This window comes from Bradyrhizobium sp. BTAi1 (assembly GCF_000015165.1).
Lineage (GTDB): Bacteria > Pseudomonadota > Alphaproteobacteria > Rhizobiales > Xanthobacteraceae > Bradyrhizobium > Bradyrhizobium denitrificans.
The window spans coordinates 4,634,298-4,657,777 of sequence record NC_009485.1 but is presented as its reverse complement, the minus strand read 5'-3'; the positions used below and the strand labels follow the sequence as shown (position 1 = coordinate 4,657,777).

Sequence of the window (23,480 nt, the reverse complement as noted above, 5' to 3'; positions counted from 1 at the left end):
GGCGCGGCTGCGCCGGCCCATTGAACTGCACATTGCTGTCTCTGCCTCAGCTTGTCCTCACAAGAAAGGATGACTCATGTCCATCAAACGCCCGAATGCCGAGGAAGTCGCCGATCTCGCCGCCAGCCTGCACATGAACATGACGGTCGAGGAGGCCGCCGAATATCTGTCGCTGATGGGCGGCATGTTCGACCAGTACGACATCATCGATGAGTTGCCGAACCCGCTGCCGCCGGTGAAATATCCGCGCACGCCGGGCGCCAAGCCGCCGGCCAAGGAGAACAAGTACAACGCCTGGGCGATCAAGACCGAGGTCAAGGGCGCGTCAAGCGGCAAGCTCGCCGGCCGCACCGTCGTGCTGAAGGACAACGTCGCGCTCGCGGGCGTGCCGATGATGAACGGCTCGACCACGCTCGAAGGCTTTATTCCCGCCGCCGACGCCACCATCGTGTCCCGCATCCTCGATGCCGGTGGCACCATCGTCGGCAAGGCCGTGTGCGAGCATTTCTGCCTGTCCGGCGGCAGCCACACCTCCGATCCCGCGCCGGTGCACAATCCCTGGAAGATGGGCTATTCAGCCGGCGGCTCGTCCTCGGGCAGCGCCGCGCTGGTAGCGGCCGGTGAGGTCGACATGTCCATCGGCGGTGACCAGGGCGGCTCGATCCGTATCCCCGCGTCCTATTGCGGCATCTATGGCATGAAGGCGACTCACGGCCTCGTGCCCTACACCGGCGTGATGCCGATCGAGTCGACGATCGACCACACCGGACCGATGACGGCCAACGTCAAGGACAACGCGCTGCTGCTCGAAGTGCTGGCCGGCGCCGACGGCCTCGATCCCAGGCAATATGCGCCGAAGGTCTCGGCCTACACCGAGGCGCTCGGCAAGGGCGTCAAGGGCCTCAAGATCGGCGTGCTCAAGGAAGGCTTCAGCGCGCCGAACATGGAAGAGGGCGTGGTGTCCAAGGTCAAGGCCGGCGCGGAGCGCTTCGCCAAGCTGGGCGCCTCGGTGTCCGAGGTCTCGATCCCCGAGCACATGCATGCGCTGGCGGCGTGGAACCCGATCACGCTCGAAGGCTTCCTGGTGCAGATGATGCTCGGCAACGGCATGGGCTTCAACTGGAAGGGCCTCTACGACGTCGGTCTGCTCGACGCGCATTCCGGCTGGCGCACCCGCGCCGACGACCTGTCGGTGACGCTGAAGCTGACCATGCTGGTCGGGCAGTGGGGCCTCGAGCACTATCGCGGCCGCTACTACGCCAAGTCGCGCAACATCGCGATCCAGGCCAAGGCCGCCTATGACGCCATGTTCGGCTCCTACGACCTCCTGCTGATGCCGACCCTGCCGTGCGTCGCCACGCCGATCCCGGCCAAGGACGCACCGCTCGCCGAAGTCGTGCAGCGCGCCTTCGAGATGACCGCCACGACGAGCCCGTTCGACGTGACAGGTCATCCGGCGATGACCCTGCCATGCGGACTCTCCGACGGTCTCCCCGTCGGCCTGATGCTGATCGGCAAGGACTACGCCGAATCCACCATCTACCAGGCGGCGGCGGCGTTCGAGGCCGACGGCGACTGGAAGACGTTCTGATGATCACCATCACCGCGGTCATCAGGGCCAAGGCGGGACACGAGGCCACGATGCGCGACGCTCTCGTCGCCGTCGCGGCCCATGTCGCGGCCAACGAGCCGGAGACGATCGGGTTCTTCATCTCGCAGAGCGAGACGGAGCCCGGTCTGTTCACCACCTATGAGCGCTTCGCCGACAAGGCCGCGATGGACCGCCACAACGGCTCCGCCGCGGTGGCGACCTTCTTCGGCATTGCCAAGCCGATCCTCGACGGCGAGGTCATTCTCGTGACCTCGCAGGAGATCTCGGCGACGCTGCGGTAGCGCGCGGCGAGAGATGAGCAAACCAACCGTCCTTCGAGACGCCCGCCTTGCGGCGGGCTCCTCAGGACGAGGGCGGTGGGTGCGGCGAGCGGCGGCTTGCGGTCTCGCATCGGACTGGTGCCGAGAATGGCGGAGTTCGCCCGAGGATGTCGCGCCCGATATCTCACCCCTCATGGTGAGGAGCCCGCCCTTGGCGGGCGTCTCGAACCACGAGGCCCCCATTCGAACGACGAGTGCTGAACAACCAGAGGACCACCGCCGATGCTCCGTCTGCACGGCATCATGGGACGCGCCGACGACCGGGCCTATGCCCGGCAGCTCCACGCGCTGGAGCATCGCGGCGGCATCGAGCTGTTGTTCGTGCCGCCGGCCGATGCCGGCCGCAAGCGTTTCCGCCTGACCACCGATCGCGGTACCGACTGCGCGGTCAGCCTCGATCGCGACGAGGAGCTGGTCGACGGCGCGCTGCTGCATCTCGATGCCGATCGCGCGATCATCGTCCGTTTCGGCGAGCAGCAGGTTTGGCGCCTCAAGGCCCGCGACGACGCCAGCGCCCTCAAGCTCGGCTGGCATGCCGGCAATCTGCACTGGCGCGTCCGCTTCGAGGGCGACCATCTGGTCGTCCTGCTCGACGCGCCGATCGACACCTATCGCGCCCGCATCCGGCCACTGCTCGACGCCGGTGAGGTGGTGGAGCGCGATCATGTTTGACCGCAGCGCGGCCCTGGCATTGCTGCAGCTCGGCGACAGCGCCTTTCCGGCCGGCGGCTTTGCCTTCTCCTGGGGCATCGAAGGCCTCGCCGCCGATGGCCTGCTGTCCAATCGCGGCGATCTCGACGGCGTCATTGCTGATCATCTCGCGCAGCGCTGGGCGAGCATGGATCGCATTCTGCTGCGTCGCGCATGGCAGGCGAACGACATCGCGGCGATCGCCGCTGCCGATCGCCTCGCTGAGGCCACCACGCCGTCGGCGGAGATGCGCGACGGCTCGCGGCGCGCGGGCAGGGCGCTGCTCGGCGTCTGGGTCAAGCTCTCGGGTCCCTTGGCCGTATCCTATCGTGCTCGGGTGTCCGCGGATGCGAATCTCGGTCATCTCGCCGTCGTGCAGGCGATCACCGGCCGCGATGCGGGCCTCGGCCTCGAGGCCGCCGAGCTGGTCTCCGGCTGGACCCTCATCACCGGCCTCGTCAGCGCCGCCGTGCGGCTCGGCCTGATCGGTCACATCGAGTCCCAGCGCAGCCTCGCAACCGCCCGCGCGCGGCTCACCGAGCTGCTCGCCGAGACGCCCGACGACGACGCGATGCCGTCGAGCTTCACGCCCTTCATCGATATCGCCGTGTCGCGCGGGCCGCTGCGGCATGTGCGCATGTTCACGACCTGACGAGAGGTGCCGCGCCATGATGAACCTGTCGCCGACCGAGATGGATCGTCTCGTGATCTTCAACGCCGCGCAGATGGCGCGGCGCAACCGCTCGCTCGGCATCAAGCTCAGCCATCCCGAGGCGGTCGCCTACATCACGGATGAAGTGATGACGGCGGCGCGCCGCAATCTGCCCTACGCCGAGATCCGCGACATGGCGGGCCGGCTGCTGACGACCGATGACGTCGAGCCCGGCGTCGCCCAGATGATCCCGATGCTCTATGTCGAGCTGATGTTCGCCGAGGGCACCAAGGTGATGGCGTTGTTCGAGCCGATCCAGCCGGCCGAAGGCGCTGTTGCCGACGACATCGTGCCCGGCGAGATCATCGAAGGCTCCGGCGACATCGAGATGTTCATGGAGCTCGCGGCCGTCACCATCGACGTCGTCAACACCGGCGACCGCGACATCCAGGTGCGCAGCCACACCCATTTCTTCGAGGTCAACCGCGCGCTGCGCTTCGACCGCGCCGCCGCCTGGGGCATGAAGATCGACCGCCCCGCAGGCCTCGGCATGCGCTTCGAGCCCGGTGTCTTCAAGTCGGTCCGGCTGGTGCCGATCACAGGCGACCGCATCGTGCGCGGCCAGGCCGGACTCGTCAACGGTCCGCTCGATGCACCCGGCGCCCGCGATGCCGCGCTCAAGCTCGCGCAGTCGCGCGGCTATCTGGGAGCTTGAACTGATGGCCACGCTGACCCGCCGCGCCTATGCCGAGCTCTACGGTCCCACCAAAGGGGATCTCGTCAGGCTCGCCGACACCAGCCTGCTCGCCGAGATCGAGCACGACTACACGACCTACGGCCATGAGCTCCTGGTCGGCGCCGGAAAGAATTTGCGCGACGGCGAGGCCGTCGCGGCGCACCGCACCTCGCAGCACAAGGCCCTCGACGTCGTCGTCAAGAACGCGACCATCGTCGACGCCGTCATCGGCATCGTGAAGGCCGATATCGGCATCCGCGACGGCCGCATCGTCGGCATCGGCAAGGCAGGCAATTCCGACGTGATGCCCGACGTGCATCCGGACATGGTGGTCGGCCACACCACGGCGCCGATCGCCGGCGGTCCGTTCATCGTCACAGCCGGCGCGATCGAGAGCCACGCGCATCTGATCTCGCCGGAACAGTCCGACCACGCGCTGTCCGGCGGCACGACGACGATGATCGGCAACGGCTCGGGGCCGGTGTTCGATGTCGGCTCCGGCTCGGGGCCGAATTTCGGGCATTTCCTCAAGTCGATCGAGTTCTCGCCGCTGAACTACGCGCTGTTCGGCCGTGGCGGCTCCAACCCGGAGGCGGTCGAGGAGGCGGTCGCGGCCGGCGGCATGTCGGTCAAGATCCATGAGGATTTCGGCGCGGCGCCCGATGTCATCGACAAGACCCTGATCGCCGCTGATCGTCACGACTTCGCCGTCCACCTGCACACGGACTCGATCAACGAATACGGCTTCTGCGAGGATACGATGGCGGCGGTCGATGGCCGCACCATCCACATGTATCACGTCGAGGGCGCCGGCGGCGGCCACGCGCCCGATCTGCTCAAGGTGGTCTCATGGCCCAACGTGATCCCGTCATCGACCAATCCGACCAATCCCTATACCTCCTATGGCATGGAGGAAGGCGTGCCGATGACGATGATCTGTCATCAGCTCAACTACAATGCACCCGAGGACGTGATGTTCGGTGAGGCGCGGGTGCGCGCGCAGTCGATGGCGGCCGAGGATTTCCTGCACGACATGGGCGCGATCTCGATCTTCGGCACGGATACGCAGGGCATGGGGCGGCTCGCCGAGAACGTCGCCAAATGCTGGCAGCTCGCCAGCGTCATGAAGGATCGCACCGGCCGGCTGCCGGAGGAGACCACCGCGCGCGCCGACAATGAGCGGATCAAGCGCTACATCGCCAAGCTCACGATCAACCCGGCGATCGCCGTCGGCATCGATCACGTCGTCGGCTCGATCGAGGTCGGCAAGATGGCCGATCTCGTGCTCTGGCCGCGCGCCTCGTTCGGGCTGAAGCCCTATATGGTGATCAAGAACGGATTCCCGGTGTGGGCGGCGATGGGCGACGGCAATGGCAGCCTCGGCCTGTCGGAGCCGATGATCCAGAAGCGGATGTGGGGCGCGCTCGGCGCCGCACCGCAGCGGCTCGGCGTCAACTTCATGTCCAAGCTCGCGGTCGACGCCGACATCCGTGGCAGGCTCGGGCTGGGACGCGCGACCGTGCAGATCAAGAACGTCCGCCGTTTGCGCAAGACCGACATGATCCGCAACGCGGCGATGCCGCATGTCGAGGTCGATCCGCAGACCTTCGAGGTGCGCGCCGACGGCAAGCTCCTGATGTGTCCGCCGGCCACGACCGTGCCGCTCGCCAGGAGGTTCATGCTGCGATGAGCCGGCTTGCTCTCACCCGCGCCGATGAGCCGATGACCGCCGCGCGCGTCGGCATCGGCGGCCCCGTCGGCTCCGGCAAGACCGCGCTGGTCGAACGCCTGATCCCGGCGCTGCAGACGCGCGGCATAGACATCGCCGTCATCACCAACGATCTCGTCACGGCCGAAGATGCCGAGCGCGTCCGCCGCTCCGGCCTGATCGATCCCGAGCGCGTCTCGGCGGTGGAGGCGGGGGCCTGTCCGCACACCGTGATCCGCGAGGATCCGACGCTCAACATCGAGGCCGCCGATGAGTTGGAGCGGCGCTTTCCTGGCGTCGAGCTGATCCTGCTGGAGAGCGGCGGCGACAATCTCGCCTCGACCTTCTCGCGCGATCTCACCGATTTCTGGATGTTCGTGATCGACGTCGCCGGCGGCGACGACATTCCGCGCAAGCGCGGCCCCGGCGTCATCCGCGCCGATCTCCTGGTCATCAACAAGGTCGATCTCGCCCCTCATGTCGGCGTCGATCTCGGGCGGATGCAGCGCGAGGCGACGGAGGTGCGGGGCGGACGGCCGGTGCTCTTGACCAATTGCCGGCGCGGCGAGGGCATCGAGGCGATCGTCGATCTCTTGGAGCGCGAGGTGCTGTTCCGCAAGTGAGCGCTTCAGCCCCGGAGCCGCCACGGCTCGATCTCTCGTTTGTCCGGCGCGGCGGCCGCACTGTGATCGACCGGCGGCTGTTCGCCTGGCCGTTTGTGCTGACGCGCAGCTTCCACACGGATGGTGCGCGGCCGGACCTGCTCAGCGTCATCCTGCAGACCGGCAGCGGCGCCGTGCATGGCGAGGACCGGCTGACGCAACGCTTCACGCTGAGAGAAGGAGCAGCCGTCTCTGTCACGACGCAGGGCGCGACCTCGGTGCATCGCGCCGAGCCGGGCGCGCGCGCCGTCGAGCAGGTGCAGCTGCGCGTCGCGGCCGGCGCGTCGCTCGACTACCGGCCGGAGCCGCGCATCCTGTTTCCCGACGCGGCGTTGTGCCAGGTGCTGGAGCTCGACTGCGCCGCCGATGCTGTCGCGCTCGTCACCGACGCATTCACGATGCATGATCCGGACGGGCAGGGGCGGCTGTTTCGCGAGCTCGACTCGACCGTCATTGTGCGCCGGCCAAGCCAGGAGCCGCTGCTGATCGACCGCATGCAGCTGTGCGATCCCGGGACCGCGCTGTTCAAGGGCCGCCGCGCGTTCGGCTCGGCGGTGTTGATGCTGCCCGACATGCACGATCGCGCCGCGATCCGCCTGCGTGTCATCGACACGCTCGCGCACATCGATGACCTCTATGCTGCCGCGAGCCTGCTGCCGCAGAGTGTCGGCATCGGCATTCGCCTTGCAGCCCGCGAGCTGCGCCAGCTGCGGGCCGGCTTCGACGCGGTCGCGGCGCTGGTGCGCGAGATCGATCTCGGTGCGCGCGCCGCTCAGGCGCCGAGCGCCGCGGCCACGGCGCGGCCGACGGCCGCGTGAGCCGCGTTGCGCCTGTCGTCGCTGGCCTTGGTCTCAGTGAGATAGCTCGTCACGATCACCGGCCCGCGCCCGGCAGGCCAGATCACCGCGACGTCGTTGCTGCTGCCATGATCGCCCGCGCCGGTCTTGTCGCCGACGCGCCACTCGGCGGGCAGGCCGGCGCGCAGCTTGGCCGCACCGGTCTTGCAGCCGATCAGCCAGCCATTCATCACGTCGCGCGACGCTGCCGACAGCGTGTTGGCGACCGTCAGCTTCGCCAATGTCTGCGCCATCGCCGCCGGCGTCGTGGTGTCCCTGGGATCGCCTGGGATGCTCTCATTGAGCCCGGGCTCGATGCGGTCGAGCCGGGTGATGGCATCGCCAAAGCCGCGGATTGTTCGCGTGAGCCCGGCGGGGCCGTCGAGCGTCGCCAGCAACAGGTTTGCCGCGGTGTTGTCGCTGAGCGTGACGGTCGCCTCGCACAATTCGCCGACCGACAGACCCGACGTGCCGACATGCTGCTTGGTGACCGGCGCATAGGACAGGATGTCGGCTTGTGCGATCGGAATGCGCCGCGACAGCTGCTCGGCGCCGGCATCGACCTTGGTCAGGATCGCCGCCGCGAGCAGCGCTTTGAAGGTGCTGCACATCGGGAATCGCTCATCGAGCCGGTGGCCGCTGAGCGCGCCGCTCGCGGAGTCCAGCAGGGCCACCCCAAGCCGTCCGCCGCAATCTGCCTCGATGCCGGCGATCGTTTGCTGCAGATCGGCCGCGCGAGCCGGCCGCGCGAACAGCGGCAGCAGCGCGAGCGGAAACAATTGCCGCCGTGTGGTACGCGTCACGGGACCCGTCCTTGGTCTCTCACGCCGTCTCGAGATCGAAATCGGCCCACACCGGCACATGATCGGACGGCTTCTCCCAGGCCCTGACGTAGCTGTCGATGCCGACCTCGACCAGCCGGTCGCTGGCCTGTGGGGACAACAACAGGTGATCAATGCGGATCCCTGCATTCTTCTGCCAGGCGCCGGCCTGATAGTCCCAGAACGTGTACTGCCCCGGCGCATCGGTGACGGCGCGCAGCGCGTCGGTGAGCCCCAAGCCGAGCAGCGCCTGAAAACTCTCGCGCGTCTCCGGCCGGAACAGCGCGTCCTCGACCCAGGCCTCGGGATTGGAGACATCCGCCGCCGCCGGGATGACGTTGAAGTCGCCTGCGAGGATCAGCGGCTCCTCGGTCTTCAGCCGTTCACGCGTATAGTCACGAAGCCGCGACATCCATTTGAGCTTGTAGGGATATTTCTCCGTGTTCGGCGGATTGCCGTTGGGCAGATAGAGGCAGGCGATGCGCACCACGCCGTGCTTCAGGCTGACCACGCCTTCGAGGAACCGCGCATGCACGTCCTCGACATCGCCATCGAGCCCGGATCTGGTTTCGTCGAATGGCAGCTTCGACAGCAGGGCGACGCCGTTGAAGGTCTTCTGGCCGTGGGTGACCACATTGTAGCCCAGCGCCTCGATCTCCAGCCGCGGGAACGCATCGTCCGTGCATTTGATCTCCTGCAGGCAGACGATGTCAGGCGAGCACTCCTTGAGCCAGGTCACGAGGTGCTCGATCCGTTGCCGGACCGAATTGACGTTCCAGGTGGCGATGCGCATGGCGGGTTCCAGAGACCTTCAGGAGAGACGGCCCGGTTAGATCAAGCCGCGGCGGCTCCGGTCAAGGCGGATGCGCGGGCGAACCACAGACAAGCGCAACAATGCCATGCACGGTGACCCATGGTCGGCGACGACGGGCGGGCGTATCCATCTCGCCACAGCGAAGCCGGTCCGGGCGACCGCGGAAAGGGAGAAGAAGATGGACCATCGACGTCTTGGGCATTCCGGCCTGCGCGTGCCGGCGCTCAGCTTCGGCACTGCCACCTTCGGTGGCAGCAACGACTTCTTCAAGGCCTGGGGCGGCACCGATTCCGAGGGCGCCGCGCGGCTGATCGACGTCTGCCTCGACCACGGCCTGGCGATGTTCGACAGCGCCGATGTCTATTCGGATGGTCTCGCCGAGACCATTCTCGGCCAGGCCATCAAGGGCAAGCGCAACCGCCTGTTGATCTCGACCAAGGCCACGTTCCCGAGAGGCAATGGTCCGAACGATTATGGCTCGTCACGCCAGCATCTGATCGAGGCGATCGACGGCTCGCTGAAGCGGCTCGGGGTCGATCACATCGACCTGTTCCAGCTGCATGGCCAGGACTACAACACGCCGGTCGAGGAGACCTTGTCGACGCTCGACCAGCTCGTGCGCGCCGGCAAGATCCGCTACATCGGCTGCTCGAACTTCTCCGGCTGGCACCTGATGAAGTCGCTCGCCGCCGCCGACCGCTACGGCACTCCGCGCTATGTCGCGCACCAGGCCTATTACTCGCTGCTGAACCGCGACTATGAATGGGAGCTGATGCCGCTCGGCCTCGACCAGGGCGTCGGCGCCGTGATCTGGAGCCCGCTCGGTTGGGGCAAGCTGACCGGCAAGATCCGCCGGGGACAGCCGGCCAAGCCGGGCACCCGCGCCCATGACATCGCCGGCACCGGGCCGCATTTCGAGGACGAGCGGCTCTATCGCGTCGTCGATGCGCTCGATGGCGTCGCCAAGGAAACCGGCAAGACCATTCCGCAGGTCGCGCTGAACTGGTTGCTGCAGCGCCCGACGGTCGCCACCATCATCGTCGGCGCCCGCAACGAGAGCCAGCTGATCGAGAATATCGGCGCAGTCGGTTGGAGCCTCACGGCGGAGCAGGTGGCCACGCTCGATGCCGCGAGCGACATCCCCGCCGCCTATCCGGTCTGGCATCAGCGTGGCTTCCCGATGCTGAACGAGCGCCGTTAGTCGCTCGGCCGTTCAATGTTCGTGGAACGCGGTGGCGCGGCGCGTGCGTCACCGATCCATTTGACGGCGAGCGGGAGCGAGCGATAACATCGCTTTTCGATCGTCACGTGGCCGCGCTTCGGTCATTCTGGAGCCGCCACAACGGGGGGCATCGACCCCGGGACCGATCGGCGGTTGAGCCTCACGACTGTGCCGGACCCGCAGTCTTCAATGTGACGATGTTTGGCTCACTAAGTCGTCCCGGCGAACCGCATCAGGTCTTATTTGAAGAGAGAATCGCTCGCTCCTCACCATGAGTCGCGTGCGCCAACTGGCGCTGCAAACAAACCATGAGGACGCTGCCGGTTACGTCCTCATGGAGAGGGGTAAGCAGCGGCGGTATGAAGAACACAGGCCGCCCGCGCGATCAGATCGTCCACCCCTCCGCCGGATACGCCAGCGCGTCGCTTGGCGATATCTCCGCGCCCACCCCATTGCGGAAGCGGCTGGCGTAGAACGCCAGTGGCAGGCCGTCCTGGTGCCGGCACCAGCGCACTTCGCCGATGAACAGGGTGTGGTCGGCGATCTCGACCGCGTTCACCACCGCGCAGCCGAACTGCGCGATGGCCTGCGGCAGCAGCAAGAAACCGTCGTGTTCGTCCAAGGCCGGCGTGCCCTGTGCGAGCGGCGTCCCGGCGAAATGCCGGCCGATCGCGACATCATCGGCGGCGAGCACGTTGACCGCATAGCGGCGGGTCTCGCTCACCGCCTGCCAGGTGCGGCCGCGCTTCAGCGAGACCAGCACGGTCGGCGGCTGCATCGACACCGTCGTGAAGCTGTTGGCCGTCATGCCGACGGCCGCGCCGTCGGCACCGCGGCTGGTGACGACGGTCACGCCGGTGGAGAAGCGCGAGGCCGCGGCGCGGAAGCTCGCCGCATCCGGATGATGGCTCATCGATCGCTCTCCGCCATCCACCTCACGCTGCCAGCTGCGTTCGCTCGTCGATCCAGGCATGAATGCGCCGGTCGCTCGCCAGCCGGTCCCATTGCCGTTCCGGATAGTTGAAATTGTCGGTGAACTCGTCGCAGAGCGCGCGGTTCTGCGCCATCGTGACGATCAGCCGGCCCATCGCCTCCGACGGCGGCTGCAGCATCAGATTGGTCCAGCGCGCGGCGGCGAGCACGCGGTTCTCGCGGGCGCGATCGACGGTCTCGACGAAGCGGTCGTCGAACGCCACGGCGCCGACGATCGCCCTGCCGAGCTCGAACGCGGCATAGGAAGCCATGTTGGCGCCCTGGCCCATCATCGGATCGACCACCGAGTGCACGTCGCCGAGCGCGATGGCGATCTTGCCGTCGTCGAAGCTGACCGAGGAGCGCCGCACCGTCGGCACCACGGCGCCCTGCAGCAGGTCCAGCGGCTGCAGGTCGAAGCGGTGCGTGTCGATGCGGTTGTAGGTGTGCGGATGGTGCGTCTCGAGCTTGTCGAGCATCGTCTGCCGGAACGCGGCGGGATCGGCATCGTAGTTGAGCGACACCAGCTCGGCCATGTCACCGCCGGGAATGTTCTCCATCAGCAGCGCCGTTTTCATGCCGCCGAACGTCAATGTCGGGATCACGATCATCTCGCCATGCCCGGGCGAGACTGACAGCGTGACGCCGCGCGGATCGTCGCCGTCGGGACTGCCGTGATCGACGCCGTCATAGAGGCCGACGCAAAGCAGGCGCTGTGGCTGGCTGTAGGGCGACAGCTCCGGCCGGTGGCTGAACATCCGCCCGAGCGCGCCCTTGCCGGTCGAGACCACCAGCAGATCGAAGCGCGCCACCAGCGCCGGAATGTCGTCGTCCTGAATGCTGGCATATTCGATCGTGCCGCCGCGATCCTCGAAATCCTTCATCAGCGCCGGCAAATAGATCCGGTAGTCGACCGCGCGGCTCGGCTGCTTGAAGGCGCCGCGGAAGAGCAGGGGACTGCCCGGGAAATTGAAGAAATGATCGTGGTGATGATAGACCACGTCGGGATCGTCCCAGTGGTTCACCCCGAGCTCGTTCTCGCGCGCCACCGTGACGCCGTGATGCGCCACCGTGTTCATCAATCGCGTTGCTGCATATTGCTCGGGCGCGCGGTCCGTCAGGACGGTCGCCTGAATGCCGTGTTGCTGCAGATACAGCGCCAGATGCAGGCCGCCAATGCCGGCGCCGACGATGCCAATCGACTTCTCCATGGGTCTCCCTCCGGTTCATTTTTTTGCGAGGCTAGACCAGTCCTCCCGATCACGTATACGGAATGACAAGAATAAAACTCATTCCGGGGAGGAATGGATGGACCGGATCGACGCGCTGCAAACCTTCATCCGGGTCATGGAGGCCGGCAGCTTCACCCAGGCGGCGGCCGATCTCGGCCTGGGACAGCCTGCCATCACCAAGCGCATCGCGCTTCTGGAAGAGCAGTTCGGCTGCCGCCTGTTCGTCCGCACCACGCGCAAGCTGCGCCCGACTGCGGAGGCCGACCGGGTGCTGAAGCTCGCCAAGGAGATCGTCACCTTGTTCGAGAGCGCGGGCCTGCCGTCACCGAAACGGGTCGGCGCGCCCTCCGGCACCCTGCGGATGACGGTGCCGACCTCGTTCGGCCGCTATTTCTTCGGCGACATCTTCGCCGAATATGGCCGGCGCTATCCCGAGGTGCGGCTCGACATCCGCTTCACCGAGCAGTTTGTCGACCTCGTCGAGACCGGAACCGAGCTCGCCATTCGCATCGGCGTGCTCAGCTCGAGCTCGCTCGTGGCGCGCCGCGTCGGCACCGTCAAGCGGCTGCTGGTGGCCGCGCCCGCTCTGCTCACGCGGCATCGCCCGCCGCGGCTGCCCAACGATCTGCGCCAGCTGCCTTGCGTGACCTATTCGCGGCTGTCGCCGAAGAACGAATGGAGCTTCGAGTCCGAGACCGGCCGCCACGTCGTCGGCATCACGCCGTCGCTCACCTGCGACGACGCCGACATCATGTCGCTGGCCGCGCTGGAAGGCCTCGGTGCCGCTGTGCTGCCCGACTGGTGCGCGGTCGGTCACATCGCGTCAGGCAAACTCGTCCATCTGCTGCCCGACTATGATGTCCCGTCACTGCCGCTGCACGTGGTTTATCCAGACCCGCAATGGATGTCGCACCGCGCCCGGCTGTTCCGCGACCTGATCATCGAACGCGCAGATGTGTTCGCGATCAATACGCCGCAGTGAGCGATTCGGAGGGACGAACGACACATCATCCGTGGTCGGAACCGCCAACCGCGCCGGCATCGTCGCCGCCCGCATGGTGACCGCCGCCGTGATCTGCCGAGGCTGCGTCGGAATGGAAAAAGTGCCACCGCTGCGCGTCGATCACCATCGACGTGTACAGCGCTCTCACAGCGCCATATTCAGGATCCATCGTCGTCAAGCGGCTGAGTTTCTCGCGCAGGATCGCGATCTCTCTCAATCTGACTTGTTTGTTGAATAGCCAATACACGCCGGCGCTCAGCACGATCAGCATGAGGACGCCGAACAGTGTCACCCAGGCGATAGCAGGGCCAGTAAACACGCCAACCATGCTTCCGTCTCCACGCGTTGCAGATGAACGGGACCGCCTCGGCAGTCTGGCACGGCATCGCAAGCGTTTCAACTTGGTAGGACATCGAGGGCGGGCCGAGCGTCCGCCGCAGCCGATCGCGCGCCCGTCTTCGACCGCGCCCGCGATGCTTCGGTCAAACTCTCATTAACGCTGAGCGCGAAGATCGCCGGCGGCGTGATTGACGCGTCGGCCTGTCGCCCGACAATCTCCGCGTGATTGCCAACAAAGTTATATTGCAGGGGAAGGGGATCGATGGAGACGGCCGTCAAGCCAGGCATTCCGCTGTGGTTCAAGCTCGCTTATAGCGCCTTCTGCGCGGTGCTGGTGCCAACCTATCTCATGGCCTACGGCCCGACCAATTTCCTCTATTTCTGCGATGTCGCGCTGTTGACCACGCTGGCTGCGGTCTGGCTGGAGAGCCCATTGCTCGCATCGGCACCGGCGGTCGGCATTCTCCTGCCGCAGGCGCTGTGGGTCATCGACTTCCTCGGCACCGCTGCCGGCGTGCCGTTGACCGGCATGACGGCCTACATGTTCGACGCCAAGCTACCACTGTTCACGCGCGGCCTGTCGTTCTTCCATTTCTGGCTGCCTTTCGTGCTGGCCTGGCTGGTGTGGCGGCTCGGCTACGATCGTCGCGCCTTTGCGGTGTGGACCGTCGCTGCCTGGGGGCTGCTGTCGGTGTGCTATTTCCTGATGCCGCCGCCGCCCGCGACCAGCGACCTGCCGGTCAACATCAACTATGTCTACGGATTGAGCGACGCGGTGGCGCAGAGCTTCATGCCGGGACCGGCCTGGTTCGCGATGCTGCTGGTCGGATTGCCGCTCGTGATCTTTTATCCGACCCACCGGCTGCTGCTGCGCTACGCGGCCGTGTCTTCGCAGCGGCCGGCTTGACCTCGTTCGCGGCGTCTCCCCGCATGATCAGTACTTCAACGGCAGACGCGCCGTTTCAGGAGCCGCAAGCACAGCGATCACGGTGAGCAGGGACAGCCCGATCAAATAGAGCGAGATCGCCCAGGACGCGCCGGCCCAGACCAGCAGGGCGGTCGCGATCAGGGGCGTGAAGCCGCCGCTCAATGCAGCAGCGATGTTGGCGCCGAGCGAGGCGCCGCTGTATCGCATGCGGGTGCCAAACAGTTCCGGCAGGAAGGCGGCCTTCGGCCCGAACAACAGTGCATGCGTCATGGTCATCGTCACGATCAGCGTGGCCGTGATGATCACCGGGCTCCGTGTGTCGAGCAGCCAGAACAGCGGAAACGCCAGCACGATCGAGGCGAGTGCGCCGATCATGTACAAGGGTTTCCGTCCCCATCGGTCCGACGCCCAGCCCGCGAGCGGAAGCGTCAGGAATTCGAACAGGGACGCATAGACCACGGCATTCAGAATGACCTGTCGCGACAGACCGAGCATCGTGGTCGCATAGGTGATGACGAACACGGTCAGAAGATAGGCCAGGCCGACCTCCGACACCGTGATGCCGATCGCCAGCAGCAGCTCCCGGCGGCTGCGCCGGATGACCTCCAACGTCGGTTGCCGCAGCACATCCTTGCGGTCCAGCACCTGGTGGAATTCCGGCGTCTCGGTCAGGCGATAGCGGGCGAACAGGCCGACGAGAACCAGCACGAGGCTGGCAAGGAACGGCACGCGCCAGCCCCAGCTCAGGAAGCTGGCCTCTGGCAATTGGACCATCAATGCGAAGATGCCGGTGGATGCGGCGACCCCGGCCGGGAAGCCGATCTGCACGAGGCTGCCATACAGGCCGCGCCGACGGCCGGCGTGCTCGATGACCATGGTCACGGCGCCGCTCCACTCGCCGCCGATTCCGACGCCCTGGATGAAGCGCAACAGGATCAGCAGCACGGGAGCCCAGACGCCGATCTGGTCATAGGTCGGCAGGCAGCCGATCGCGAACGTGCCGACCCCCATCATGATCATGGTGGTCACGAGCATCGCCTTGCGGCCGATGCGATCGCCGAAGTGAGCGATGATGGCGCCGCCGATCGGACGGGCAACGAATCCGACGGCGTAGGTGCTGAACGCAGCCATGGTGCCGACCATGGGATCGAAGGCGGGAAAGAACAATTTGTTGAAGACCAAGGCGGCCGCCGTGGCGTAGATCAGGAAGTCGTACCATTCGATCGCGGTTCCGAGCACGCTCGCCCACACGACGCGGGAGACCGAAGGGCCGTGTGCTTGGCCTTGCTCCAGATTGACTGCTGCTGCTGTCGTCAACGCCCCATGCTCCCCTGCTGTGCGCAAACAGGCTGCCCCGATCGAGGGCGCGAATGCGGCACATGTCTCGAGAATCCCCGAATACCGAATTACCATGCGTCGCATGTCCTGAACAATGCCGTTCCGCTGCGCGAGCGAACGACAGGAGGCGTCGGTCGGGATATGTCCGGGCCCGATGTGGATCGAATGCGACACCCGGGATTCGAAGTGATAGCTCTGCGCCGGGCGGTGAAGGAGAGGACCGATGCGACTGGCCGTGATATCCGACGTGCATGGCAATCTGCCGGCGCTGGAGGCGGTGCTTGCGGACATCGAGACGCGCGGCGTCGACGCCACGATCAATCTCGGCGACTGTGTGACCGGTCCGTTGTGGCCGCGTGAAACCTTCGCATTGCTGGAGCAGCTGGCGCTGCCGACGGTGCGGGGCAATCATGATCGCTGGATCCAGGAATGGCCCGAGGAGAAGCTCTCGCCGGCCGGCCGGTTTTCGCGGGCAGCGCTGACCGCCGAGCAGCGTCTCCATTTGCATGGCCTGCCTGCGCGGATTGCGCTGGAGCAGGGCATTCTCGCCGTTCACGGCACGCCCGACGACGACAGTGCCTGTCTGCTTGAGGAGATGTTGGAGGACGGCCGCTATGTCCCGGCCCGTCGCGACGTGCTGACGTCGCGCCTCGCCAATATCGGCGGTGCCGGGCTCGTCCTGTGCGGACATAGTCACCGGCAGGCGGTCGTGCAGGTGCTCCGCGGCCCGTTGATCGTCAATCCCGGCAGCGTCGGTTGTCCTGTCTTCGGCGACATTCCGATCGCCGCCCAGCTCGAATATCGTTCGCCGCATGCCCGTTACGCCATCCTGACGGAGCGGCGCGGCCATTGGCAGGCGGAGCTGCTGGCGCTGACCTATGATTGGGATCGCGCCGCGGCGCGCGCCGTCGAGAACGGCTTCCCGAATTGGGCCAGCGCCTACGCCTCCGGTGCCGTGCTCTGAATGCGGCGCTCGCGATCGGCCTGCGCGACGGGCAAATCGGGCCTGCGCAGCAGGATGTTGATAGGAGCTTTCATCTGCTCTGCGGCGTCATTTCCGTCTGCGCACGAAGTCCATTTTCATCAGCGTCTTCAAGTTGATTTGGCTTGTCCAGTCCGGAGCCGAAAAAGATTTCTGTTTCTCTTTTTCAGAATTCGTGCTGGTATGAGCGCGTCTCGCCTCGGCACGAGGGGCGTATCGCGATCGTCACGGCACGCGGGGTGGGATGCGATGGGCGCTGCGGTCCGCAGCATGGCGTAGGTCATGCCGACGAACGGGCCGGAGCGCACGCCGAAATCGCATGGTCCTGGCATCCCGATGCTGATGCTACGCTGGCGGTGACGATGATCTGCCGGTCACGGGGGCAAGACAGCCCGGTCCCCGGGGAGAATGCGTATAAAGCGTAGAGCCGTCGTGCAGGGAATGCCGGTTGACCGGCTCGACCTGTGGTGACTGCCGCCTGCTTTTTTTGCTGCAGGCGGGCCATGGGTTGCGGCCAGCGCCCGGCATTCCCTGCGCCCTTGCTTTCAAGAGGGTGACATCGAAACGCACAGCTCGGGCGGTTCGCGCCGCGAGACAGCGAAACCGTGCCTGGGTGAATTGCCTGGGTGAGTTGATGACGGCACGCGGCGGTCCTTGGGGATCACAGCAACAGCGAGCGCCGGCCAGACAGGTCCGTTCCGTAATTCTACGGGCGGAACAATTAACGCCGCTGAAGCAGCCGCTCGTGCATGGCAGGGGATCACAAGGAAACGTTGCGCCCTCATGAATTGGCCCGGGGACACATCCAGCTCCAAGCGCACTGCCGGCGGCAATCCGCTCAGCGCCTTCTTTCTCTGGATCGGCGGCTTCAGTGCGATCGAAGGGCTCGACGACGAGTCCCTGACCGAGCGTGATCGCCGGCGCATCCGGGCGCGGCAGATCGACGCCGTAGCGAGCCTTGTCCCGGTGACGATCGGCATCAACTTCGCCAATGCCGCAATCATTCTCGGGGTGTTCTGGAACCACATCTCCAACGCATTTCTGACGGCGTGGGGCCTGTCGATCGCTGTGGCCGGAGGCCTCGCACTGCGCGGCTGGTGGCGTGCCCGCAAGTCGCGGCCGAAGGAGGCGTCCGAGCGCGGCCTCCGGCGCATGACATTGCAGGCCTTCTTCCTCGCCGCGGTGTGGGGATCGCTGCCGCTGATCCTGATGCCGCAGATCGAGCCGGAACTGCAGATCATCGTCGGCTCGCTGATGACAGGCATGATCTCCGGCGGCGCGTTCGCGATGTCGAGCGTGCCGCGGGCGGGGCTGACCTACACCTGGACGCTGATGCTGGCGTCCGTCGGCTCGCTGTTGCTGTGTGGCGGCACGACCTATCTGGTGCTGGTGGTCTTTCTGCTGCTTTACTCCTCCTTCATGGTGCGCCATCTGGTGTCGCACGGCAATGTGTTCCTGGAAAACCTGAAGGCCCAGATCCGGCACGAGCGGCAGAACGAGACGATCTCGCTGCTGCTCAAGGAATTCCAGGAGAACGCCGCGAGCTGGCTGTGGCAGACCGATGCCGAGGGCCGCCTGATCGATGCGCCGCAGCGCTTCGCCGACGTGGCCCAGCTGCCGCTCGATCAGCTCAAGGGCGAACGGCTCGTCGACACGCTGGAATATCTGTGTCCGACCGACACGGCCACCTTGGCGACCTTCGCCGATCGCATGGCGCGGCGGCTGTCGATTCCGGAGATCCTGATCCATGTCGTGGTCGCCGGCGGCGAACGGCGGCGCTGGGCATTGACCGCGCGGCCGGCGCGCGACTATGAGGGAAAATTCGCAGGCTATCGCGGCTTCGGCCGCGACGTCACCGAGCGCTGGCGTGCCGAACAGGCCGAGGCCGAGAGCCGGGCGAAATCCGAATTCCTGGCGATGATGAGCCACGAGATCCGCACGCCGATGAACGGCGTGCTGGGCCTGGCTTCGACGCTGTTGGAGACCAAGCTCGATCCCGAGCAGCGTCACGCGGTCATGACGATCCGCGAGTCCGGCGACAATCTGCAGCGCATCCTCAACGACATTCTTGACCTCTCGAAGCTCAACGCCGGCAAGCTGGAGTTCGAATCGGTCGACTTTTCGCCGGCCGCCCTGGTCGAGGCCGTCACGGCGATCATCGGCGTCAATGCGAAGACCAAGAGCCTGCTGGTCAACGCCGATATCGACCCGAAATTGCCGCCGGCGCTGAAGGGCGATGTCGCGCGCATTCGCCAGGTGCTCATCAATCTCGCCTCCAATGCCGTCAAGTTCACCGAGCGCGGCGGCCTCACCATCGCCGTGGCCTGCCGCACCCGCGACGATCACAAGGCGACGATCGAGTGGCGGGTCTCCGACACCGGCATCGGCATTCCCGCCGACCGCGTCGGCAAGCTGTTCACCGATTTCGCCCAGGCGGACGCCTCCATCAACCGCCGCTTTGGCGGCACCGGGCTTGGCCTCGCGATCTCCCGCCGCATCATCGAGCAGATGGGCGGCGCCATTGCCGTGTCGTCGGTGCAGGGCGAAGGCTCTACGTTCCGCTTCAGCCTGACCTTGCCGTGGAGCGACAAGCAGATCTCCGATCAGCGCGGCGACCGGGTCGGTGCCGGCGATCTCAAGGAGCGCATCGAGGCGCTCGGCCGCCCATTGCGCGTCTTGATTGCGGAAGACGACGCCACCAACCGCATGGTCGTGTCGAAGATGTTGCAGGAGTTTGCCGTCGAGAAGTGCATCGTGCCGGACGGGCTGCAGGCGGTGAACGCGGCCGGCGAACAGGAGTTCGATCTCGTCCTGATGGACGTCCGCATGCCGGAGATGGACGGCATCACCGCCACCCGGACGATCCGCGCCAAGGGCGGGCGGCTCGCCGAGCTGCCGATCATCGCGCTCACCGCCAACGCCTTCCCCGACGACATCAAGCAGTGCCGCGAGGCTGGGATGTCCGATTTTCTGGCCAAGCCGCTGCGCAAGCCGGCGATGGTCGCGGCGATGCTGAAGGCGCTTGGCCCGGCGGCGCCGACCGTCGCGGCACCGAGCTTGGCGCCGTCCGAGGACGGCGCCTCGGTGGCGGCGGAGGCCTGACGCAGGAGAGGGGTGTTAGACCGAGAAGCTGGTGCCGCAGCCGCAGGAGGCGGTGGCATTGGGATTGTTGATCCGGAACGAGGCGCCCATCAGGTCGTCGACGAAATCGACCTCCGATCCGGCCAGGAACGGCACCGAGGCCGGATCGACCAGCACCACGGCGCGGTCGCGCGCGATCACGAGGTCGTCGTCGGCCTTGGCGCGGTCGATGTCGAACTTGTACTGGAAGCCGGAGCAGCCGCCGCCTTCGACGGAAATGCGCAGCATGGCGCCTTCCGTCTCCTTGCCGAGGATCTCGCCGATGCGGCGGGCGGCGCGTTCGCTGATGGTGACGGGGGTGGTCGTGGTTGCGGTCATCACCAAGAGTCTCCTGAAGCTCGTCATGCCCTATTCATTTGGTATCGGGCACTCCCCATAGTTAAGTGGGCTTCGTCGAGGAATCAAATCTCCAAGGGAACAATCGCCCGTGTCGGTCGGAATGGCTGCCCCCCGCGCACCTTATTCCTGCGATCCCGATCGCAGCCGGGGTCGGCTGGTCGCCGAGCCGCCGTCCCGGACCCGCAGCCCGTTCCGCCGGGATTGCGACCGGGTGATCCATTCGACCGCCTTCCGCAGGCTCAAGCACAAGACCCAGGTGTTCGTCTTCCACGAGGGCGACCATTACCGCACCCGTTTGACCCACTCCCTGGAAGTCGCCCAGATCGCCCGCGCGCTCGCCCGCCAGCTCGGCCTTGACGAGGACCTGACCGAGACCCTGGCGCTGGCGCATGATCTCGGCCACCCGCCATTCGGCCATGCCGGGGAGCGGGCGCTGAACCGCTGCATGGAGGCCCATGGCGGCTTCGATCACAATGCCCAGACACTGCGCATCGTCACCACGTTCGAGCAGCGCTATCCGGATTTCGATGGCCTCAACCTGACCTGGGAATCGCTCGAGGGCATCGTCAAGCACAACGGACCGTTGCACGAGGCCGTTCCCAGCGGGATCGCCGACTTCAATGCGCGCTTCGACCTGGAGCTGTGGAGCTACGCCTCTCTGGAAGCCCAGATCGCCGCCTTGTCCGACGACATCGCCTATGACGCCCATGACATCGACGACGGCCTGCGGGCCGGTCTGTTCACCGTGGACGATTTGCGCGAGGTGCCGCTGCTCGAGGCCATGATCGGCGACATCGATCGCCATTATCCTGGCCTCGTCGACCTCAGACGTGGCGCCGAGCTGGTGCGCGAACTGATCTCCTATCTGATCGCGGCAGTCGCGGCCGAGTCGCAGCGGCGGATCGAGCGGGCGCAGCCGATGTCCCCGCACGATGTGCGGCGACATGCCGGTCCATTGGTGGCGTTTCCGGCCGACGTCGCCGAGCATGAGGCGACGATCAAGCGGTTCCTCTGGCAGCGCATGTATCGGCACGAGCGGGTGATGCGGGTGATGCGCGATGCCGAGCGAATCGTGGCCGATCTGTTCGGCCGCTATCAGGCCGATCCCGCGTCGCTGCCGGCGGGCTGGCTGGAGGGATGCGACAGCGAGGGCGACCGCGCCCGCCGGATCGGCCATTTTATCGCCGGAATGACCGACCGTTTCGCCTTAACCGAGCACCACCGTCTTTTTGACTCGACCCCGGATTTGCGTTAGGCGGCGACATGCTCGAACAAGCTTCCAATCTTCATTTGTTTGCTGACGTCCTCGCGCGCGTCCACGCAATCTGCGCGGCGCTCGCCAAGGACGGCAATTGGCCCGAGGGCATCGATGTCTCGCGCGTGGTCGTCGAGCCGCCGCGCGATCCGAGCCATGGCGACATGGCCACCAATGCCGCGATGGTGCTTGCCAAGGAGGCCAAGGCCAAGCCGCGCGACCTCGCCGAGGCGATCGCCGAACGGCTGCGGGCCGACGAACTGGTCGCAAAGGTCGATGTCGCCGGCCCCGGCTTCATCAACCTGACCCTGCACCCGGTGGTCTGGGCGAGGCAGCTCGGCACGATCCTGCGCGACGGCGATGCCTATGGCCGCATCGCGCCGGTCGTGGGCGCGCCGAAGGTCAATGTCGAATATGTCTCGGCCAACCCGACCGGGCCGATGCATGTCGGCCATTGCCGCGGTGCCGTGTTCGGTGACGCGTTATGCAGCCTGTTGCAGTTCGCCGGCCGCGATGTCACCCGCGAGTACTACATCAACGACGCCGGCGCGCAGGTCGACGTGCTCGCGCGCTCGGCGTTTCTGAGATATCGCGAGGCGCTCGGCGAGGAGATCGGTGCCATCCCGGAAGGGCTCTATCCCGGCGACTATCTGAAGCCGGTGGGGCAGGCGCTCGCGGCCGAGCATGGCGACAGGCTGAAGGCGATGCCGGAGGCGCAGTGGCTGCCGATCGTGCGCGACAAGGCGATCGCGATGATGATGGCCGAGATCAAGGACGATCTCGCCGCGCTCAACATCCGGCACGACGTGTTCTTTTCGGAGCGCTCGCTGATCGCAGGCAGCACCAACAAGGTCGCCGAGACGATCGAATTCCTGCGCGAACGCGGCGACGTCTATGAAGGCCGTCTGCCGCCGCCGAAGGGCGCCCCGGTCGAGGATTGGGAGGATCGCGAGCAGTTGCTGTTCCGCGCCACCGCCTATGGCGACGACGTCGATCGCCCCTTGATCAAGTCGGACGGCTCCTACACCTATTTCGCCTCGGATATCGCCAACCACCGGCACAAATTCGAGCGCGGCTTTGCCGACCTGATCGACGTGTTCGGCGCCGATCATGGCGGCTACATCAAGCGGATGCAGGCCGCGGTGAAGGCGGTGACGGCCGCGCAGGCGGTGCTCGACGTCAAGGTCGTTCAGCTCGTGAAGCTGTTGCGCAACGGCGAGCCGGTGAAGATGTCGAAGCGCTCCGGCGACTTCGTCACTTTGCGGGAAGTTGTTGATGAAGTGGGGCGCGATGCGGTCCGTTTCATGATGCTTTATCGCAAGAACGACGCCGTGCTCGATTTCGACCTCGCCAAGGTCATCGAGCAGTCGCGCGACAATCCGGTCTTCTATGTCCAATATGGCCATGCCCGGGGGCATTCGATCTTCCGCAATGCCCGGGACAGCTTCCCCAGCCTGCCCGTGGAGGAGGGGGCGCGACTCGCGTTCCTTCGCCAGGCCAAGCTCGAAAAACTCGCCGATCCCTCCGAGATCGACCTCTTGAAACGGCTGGCGCTGTACCCACGTACGGTGGAAAGCGCGGCCCTTGCCCATGAGCCGCACAGGGTGGCCTTCTACCTCTATGATCTTGCTAGCGAATTTCACGCCCTCTGGACGCGGGGGCGGGATTTGCCCTATTTACGCTTCATTATCGATGATGATGCAGAATTGACCATGGCACGTTTGGCCATGGTTCAGGGCGTCGTCTCGGTTCTGGCGTCGGGACTCGCGATCTTGGGCGTTAATGCTCCTGACGCAATGCGCTGATTGGGGGAAACACGCGACTTCAGTTGGGGGCCTCAATCTGGCAGGGTCCGCCTTAGGACGCATATGCGGCTCA

22 protein-coding genes are annotated in these 23,480 nt (G+C 66.0%); 15 read left to right on the top strand and 7 right to left on the bottom strand.

Annotation, left to right across the window (positions count from 1 at the left end):
- Positions 1 to 76: 76 nt before the first annotated feature.
- From BBTA_RS20770 to BBTA_RS20735, 8 genes are all read left to right on the top strand, one after another.
- Positions 77 to 1,591, top strand: a complete 1,515-nt coding sequence (locus BBTA_RS20770) for an amidase (protein WP_012044479.1) — start codon at positions 77 to 79, stop codon at positions 1,589 to 1,591.
- The gene (locus BBTA_RS20765) at positions 1,591 to 1,893 is read left to right on the top strand and encodes a putative quinol monooxygenase (RefSeq protein WP_012044478.1); all 303 of its coding nucleotides are present in this window, start codon (positions 1,591 to 1,593) and stop codon (positions 1,891 to 1,893) included. Before BBTA_RS20770 ends, BBTA_RS20765 begins: the two co-directional genes overlap by 1 nt.
- Positions 1,894 to 2,154: 261 nt before the next feature.
- Positions 2,155 to 2,604 carry an urease accessory protein UreE gene (ureE, locus tag BBTA_RS20760; RefSeq protein ID WP_012044477.1) on the top strand — a complete coding sequence of 150 codons (450 nt, stop codon included), beginning with the start codon at positions 2,155 to 2,157 and terminating at the stop codon, positions 2,602 to 2,604.
- On the top strand, positions 2,597 to 3,274 hold the full coding sequence (locus BBTA_RS20755; RefSeq protein ID WP_012044476.1) for an urease accessory protein UreF: 678 nt from the start codon (positions 2,597 to 2,599) through the stop codon (positions 3,272 to 3,274). The genes ureE and BBTA_RS20755 overlap by 8 nt, the downstream gene beginning before the upstream one ends.
- 16 nt (positions 3,275 to 3,290) lie before the next feature.
- The gene (ureB, locus tag BBTA_RS20750; RefSeq protein WP_012044475.1) at positions 3,291 to 3,989 is read left to right on the top strand and encodes an urease subunit beta; all 699 of its coding nucleotides are present in this window, start codon (positions 3,291 to 3,293) and stop codon (positions 3,987 to 3,989) included.
- 4 nt (positions 3,990 to 3,993) lie between these two features.
- Complete coding sequence (gene ureC / locus BBTA_RS20745) at positions 3,994 to 5,700, top strand: urease subunit alpha (RefSeq protein ID WP_012044474.1); 1,707 nt, start codon at positions 3,994 to 3,996, stop codon at positions 5,698 to 5,700.
- A complete protein-coding gene (gene ureG, locus BBTA_RS20740; protein WP_012044473.1) occupies positions 5,697 to 6,341 on the top strand; it encodes an urease accessory protein UreG in 645 nt (214 codons plus the stop codon). Before ureC ends, ureG begins: the two co-directional genes overlap by 4 nt.
- Positions 6,338 to 7,198 carry an urease accessory protein UreD gene (locus BBTA_RS20735; RefSeq protein WP_012044472.1) on the top strand — a complete coding sequence of 287 codons (861 nt, stop codon included), beginning with the start codon at positions 6,338 to 6,340 and terminating at the stop codon, positions 7,196 to 7,198. The genes ureG and BBTA_RS20735 overlap by 4 nt, the downstream gene beginning before the upstream one ends.
- On the opposite strand, the gene bla is transcribed toward BBTA_RS20735, so the two are convergent.
- Positions 7,153 to 8,019, bottom strand: coding sequence for a class A beta-lactamase (bla, locus tag BBTA_RS20730; protein ID WP_012044471.1), 867 nt, complete (start codon positions 8,017 to 8,019; stop codon positions 7,153 to 7,155). The two genes, BBTA_RS20735 and bla, sit on opposite strands and share 46 nt — an antisense overlap.
- Before the next feature lie 19 nt (positions 8,020 to 8,038).
- Positions 8,039 to 8,830, bottom strand: coding sequence for an exodeoxyribonuclease III (xth, locus tag BBTA_RS20725; protein WP_012044470.1), 792 nt, complete (start codon positions 8,828 to 8,830; stop codon positions 8,039 to 8,041).
- Positions 8,831 to 9,029: 199 nt separating this feature from the next.
- Here xth and BBTA_RS20720 point away from each other — a divergent pair, with 199 nt between their 5' ends.
- Positions 9,030 to 10,052: an aldo/keto reductase gene (locus BBTA_RS20720; protein WP_012044469.1), complete on the top strand. Its 1,023-nt coding sequence runs from the start codon at positions 9,030 to 9,032 to the stop codon at positions 10,050 to 10,052.
- A gap of 406 nt (positions 10,053 to 10,458) precedes the next feature.
- On the opposite strand, the gene BBTA_RS20715 is transcribed toward BBTA_RS20720, so the two are convergent.
- Together BBTA_RS20715 and styA are read right to left on the bottom strand one after the other, a co-directional pair.
- Positions 10,459 to 10,986: a flavin reductase family protein gene (locus tag BBTA_RS20715; protein WP_012044468.1), complete on the bottom strand. Its 528-nt coding sequence runs from the start codon at positions 10,984 to 10,986 to the stop codon at positions 10,459 to 10,461.
- A gap of 22 nt (positions 10,987 to 11,008) precedes the next feature.
- On the bottom strand, positions 11,009 to 12,256 hold the full coding sequence (gene styA, locus BBTA_RS20710) for a styrene monooxygenase subunit StyA (protein ID WP_012044467.1): 1,248 nt from the start codon (positions 12,254 to 12,256) through the stop codon (positions 11,009 to 11,011).
- A 97-nt stretch (positions 12,257 to 12,353) separates the two neighbouring features.
- On the opposite strand from styA, the gene BBTA_RS20705 reads away from it, so the two are divergent.
- On the top strand, positions 12,354 to 13,259 hold the full coding sequence (locus BBTA_RS20705) for a LysR family transcriptional regulator (RefSeq protein WP_012044466.1): 906 nt from the start codon (positions 12,354 to 12,356) through the stop codon (positions 13,257 to 13,259).
- A 25-nt stretch (positions 13,260 to 13,284) separates the two neighbouring features.
- On the opposite strand, the gene BBTA_RS20700 is transcribed toward BBTA_RS20705, so the two are convergent.
- Positions 13,285 to 13,608 carry a hypothetical protein gene (locus BBTA_RS20700; RefSeq protein WP_012044465.1) on the bottom strand — a complete coding sequence of 108 codons (324 nt, stop codon included), beginning with the start codon at positions 13,606 to 13,608 and terminating at the stop codon, positions 13,285 to 13,287.
- A gap of 273 nt (positions 13,609 to 13,881) precedes the next feature.
- Between BBTA_RS20700 and BBTA_RS20695 the strand changes: the two genes are divergently transcribed.
- Positions 13,882 to 14,526, top strand: a complete 645-nt coding sequence (locus BBTA_RS20695; protein ID WP_012044464.1) for a hypothetical protein — start codon at positions 13,882 to 13,884, stop codon at positions 14,524 to 14,526.
- Between the two features lie 27 nt (positions 14,527 to 14,553).
- Here BBTA_RS20695 and BBTA_RS20690 read toward each other — a convergent pair whose 3' ends face one another.
- The gene (locus BBTA_RS20690) at positions 14,554 to 15,864 is read right to left on the bottom strand and encodes an MFS transporter (RefSeq protein ID WP_041750799.1); all 1,311 of its coding nucleotides are present in this window, start codon (positions 15,862 to 15,864) and stop codon (positions 14,554 to 14,556) included.
- Between the two features lie 244 nt (positions 15,865 to 16,108).
- Between BBTA_RS20690 and BBTA_RS20685 the strand changes: the two genes are divergently transcribed.
- Entirely contained in the window at positions 16,109 to 16,849 is a 741-nt protein-coding gene (locus BBTA_RS20685) for a metallophosphoesterase (protein ID WP_012044462.1), read from the top strand.
- Positions 16,850 to 17,650: 801 nt separating this feature from the next.
- On the top strand, positions 17,651 to 19,969 hold the full coding sequence (locus BBTA_RS20680) for a PAS domain-containing sensor histidine kinase (protein ID WP_012044460.1): 2,319 nt from the start codon (positions 17,651 to 17,653) through the stop codon (positions 19,967 to 19,969).
- Between the two features lie 15 nt (positions 19,970 to 19,984).
- Here the strand turns inward: BBTA_RS20680 and erpA are convergent, their stop codons facing one another.
- Complete coding sequence (gene erpA, locus BBTA_RS20675; RefSeq protein ID WP_012044459.1) at positions 19,985 to 20,326, bottom strand: iron-sulfur cluster insertion protein ErpA; 342 nt, start codon at positions 20,324 to 20,326, stop codon at positions 19,985 to 19,987.
- 109 nt (positions 20,327 to 20,435) lie between these two features.
- Here erpA and BBTA_RS20670 point away from each other — a divergent pair, with 109 nt between their 5' ends.
- Together BBTA_RS20670 and argS are read left to right on the top strand one after the other, a co-directional pair.
- A complete protein-coding gene (locus BBTA_RS20670; RefSeq protein ID WP_012044458.1) occupies positions 20,436 to 21,602 on the top strand; it encodes a deoxyguanosinetriphosphate triphosphohydrolase in 1,167 nt (388 codons plus the stop codon).
- Positions 21,603 to 21,610: 8 nt separating this feature from the next.
- The gene (gene argS / locus BBTA_RS20665) at positions 21,611 to 23,407 is read left to right on the top strand and encodes an arginine--tRNA ligase (RefSeq protein WP_012044457.1); all 1,797 of its coding nucleotides are present in this window, start codon (positions 21,611 to 21,613) and stop codon (positions 23,405 to 23,407) included.
- The last annotated feature ends 73 nt before the right edge of the window (positions 23,408 to 23,480 follow it).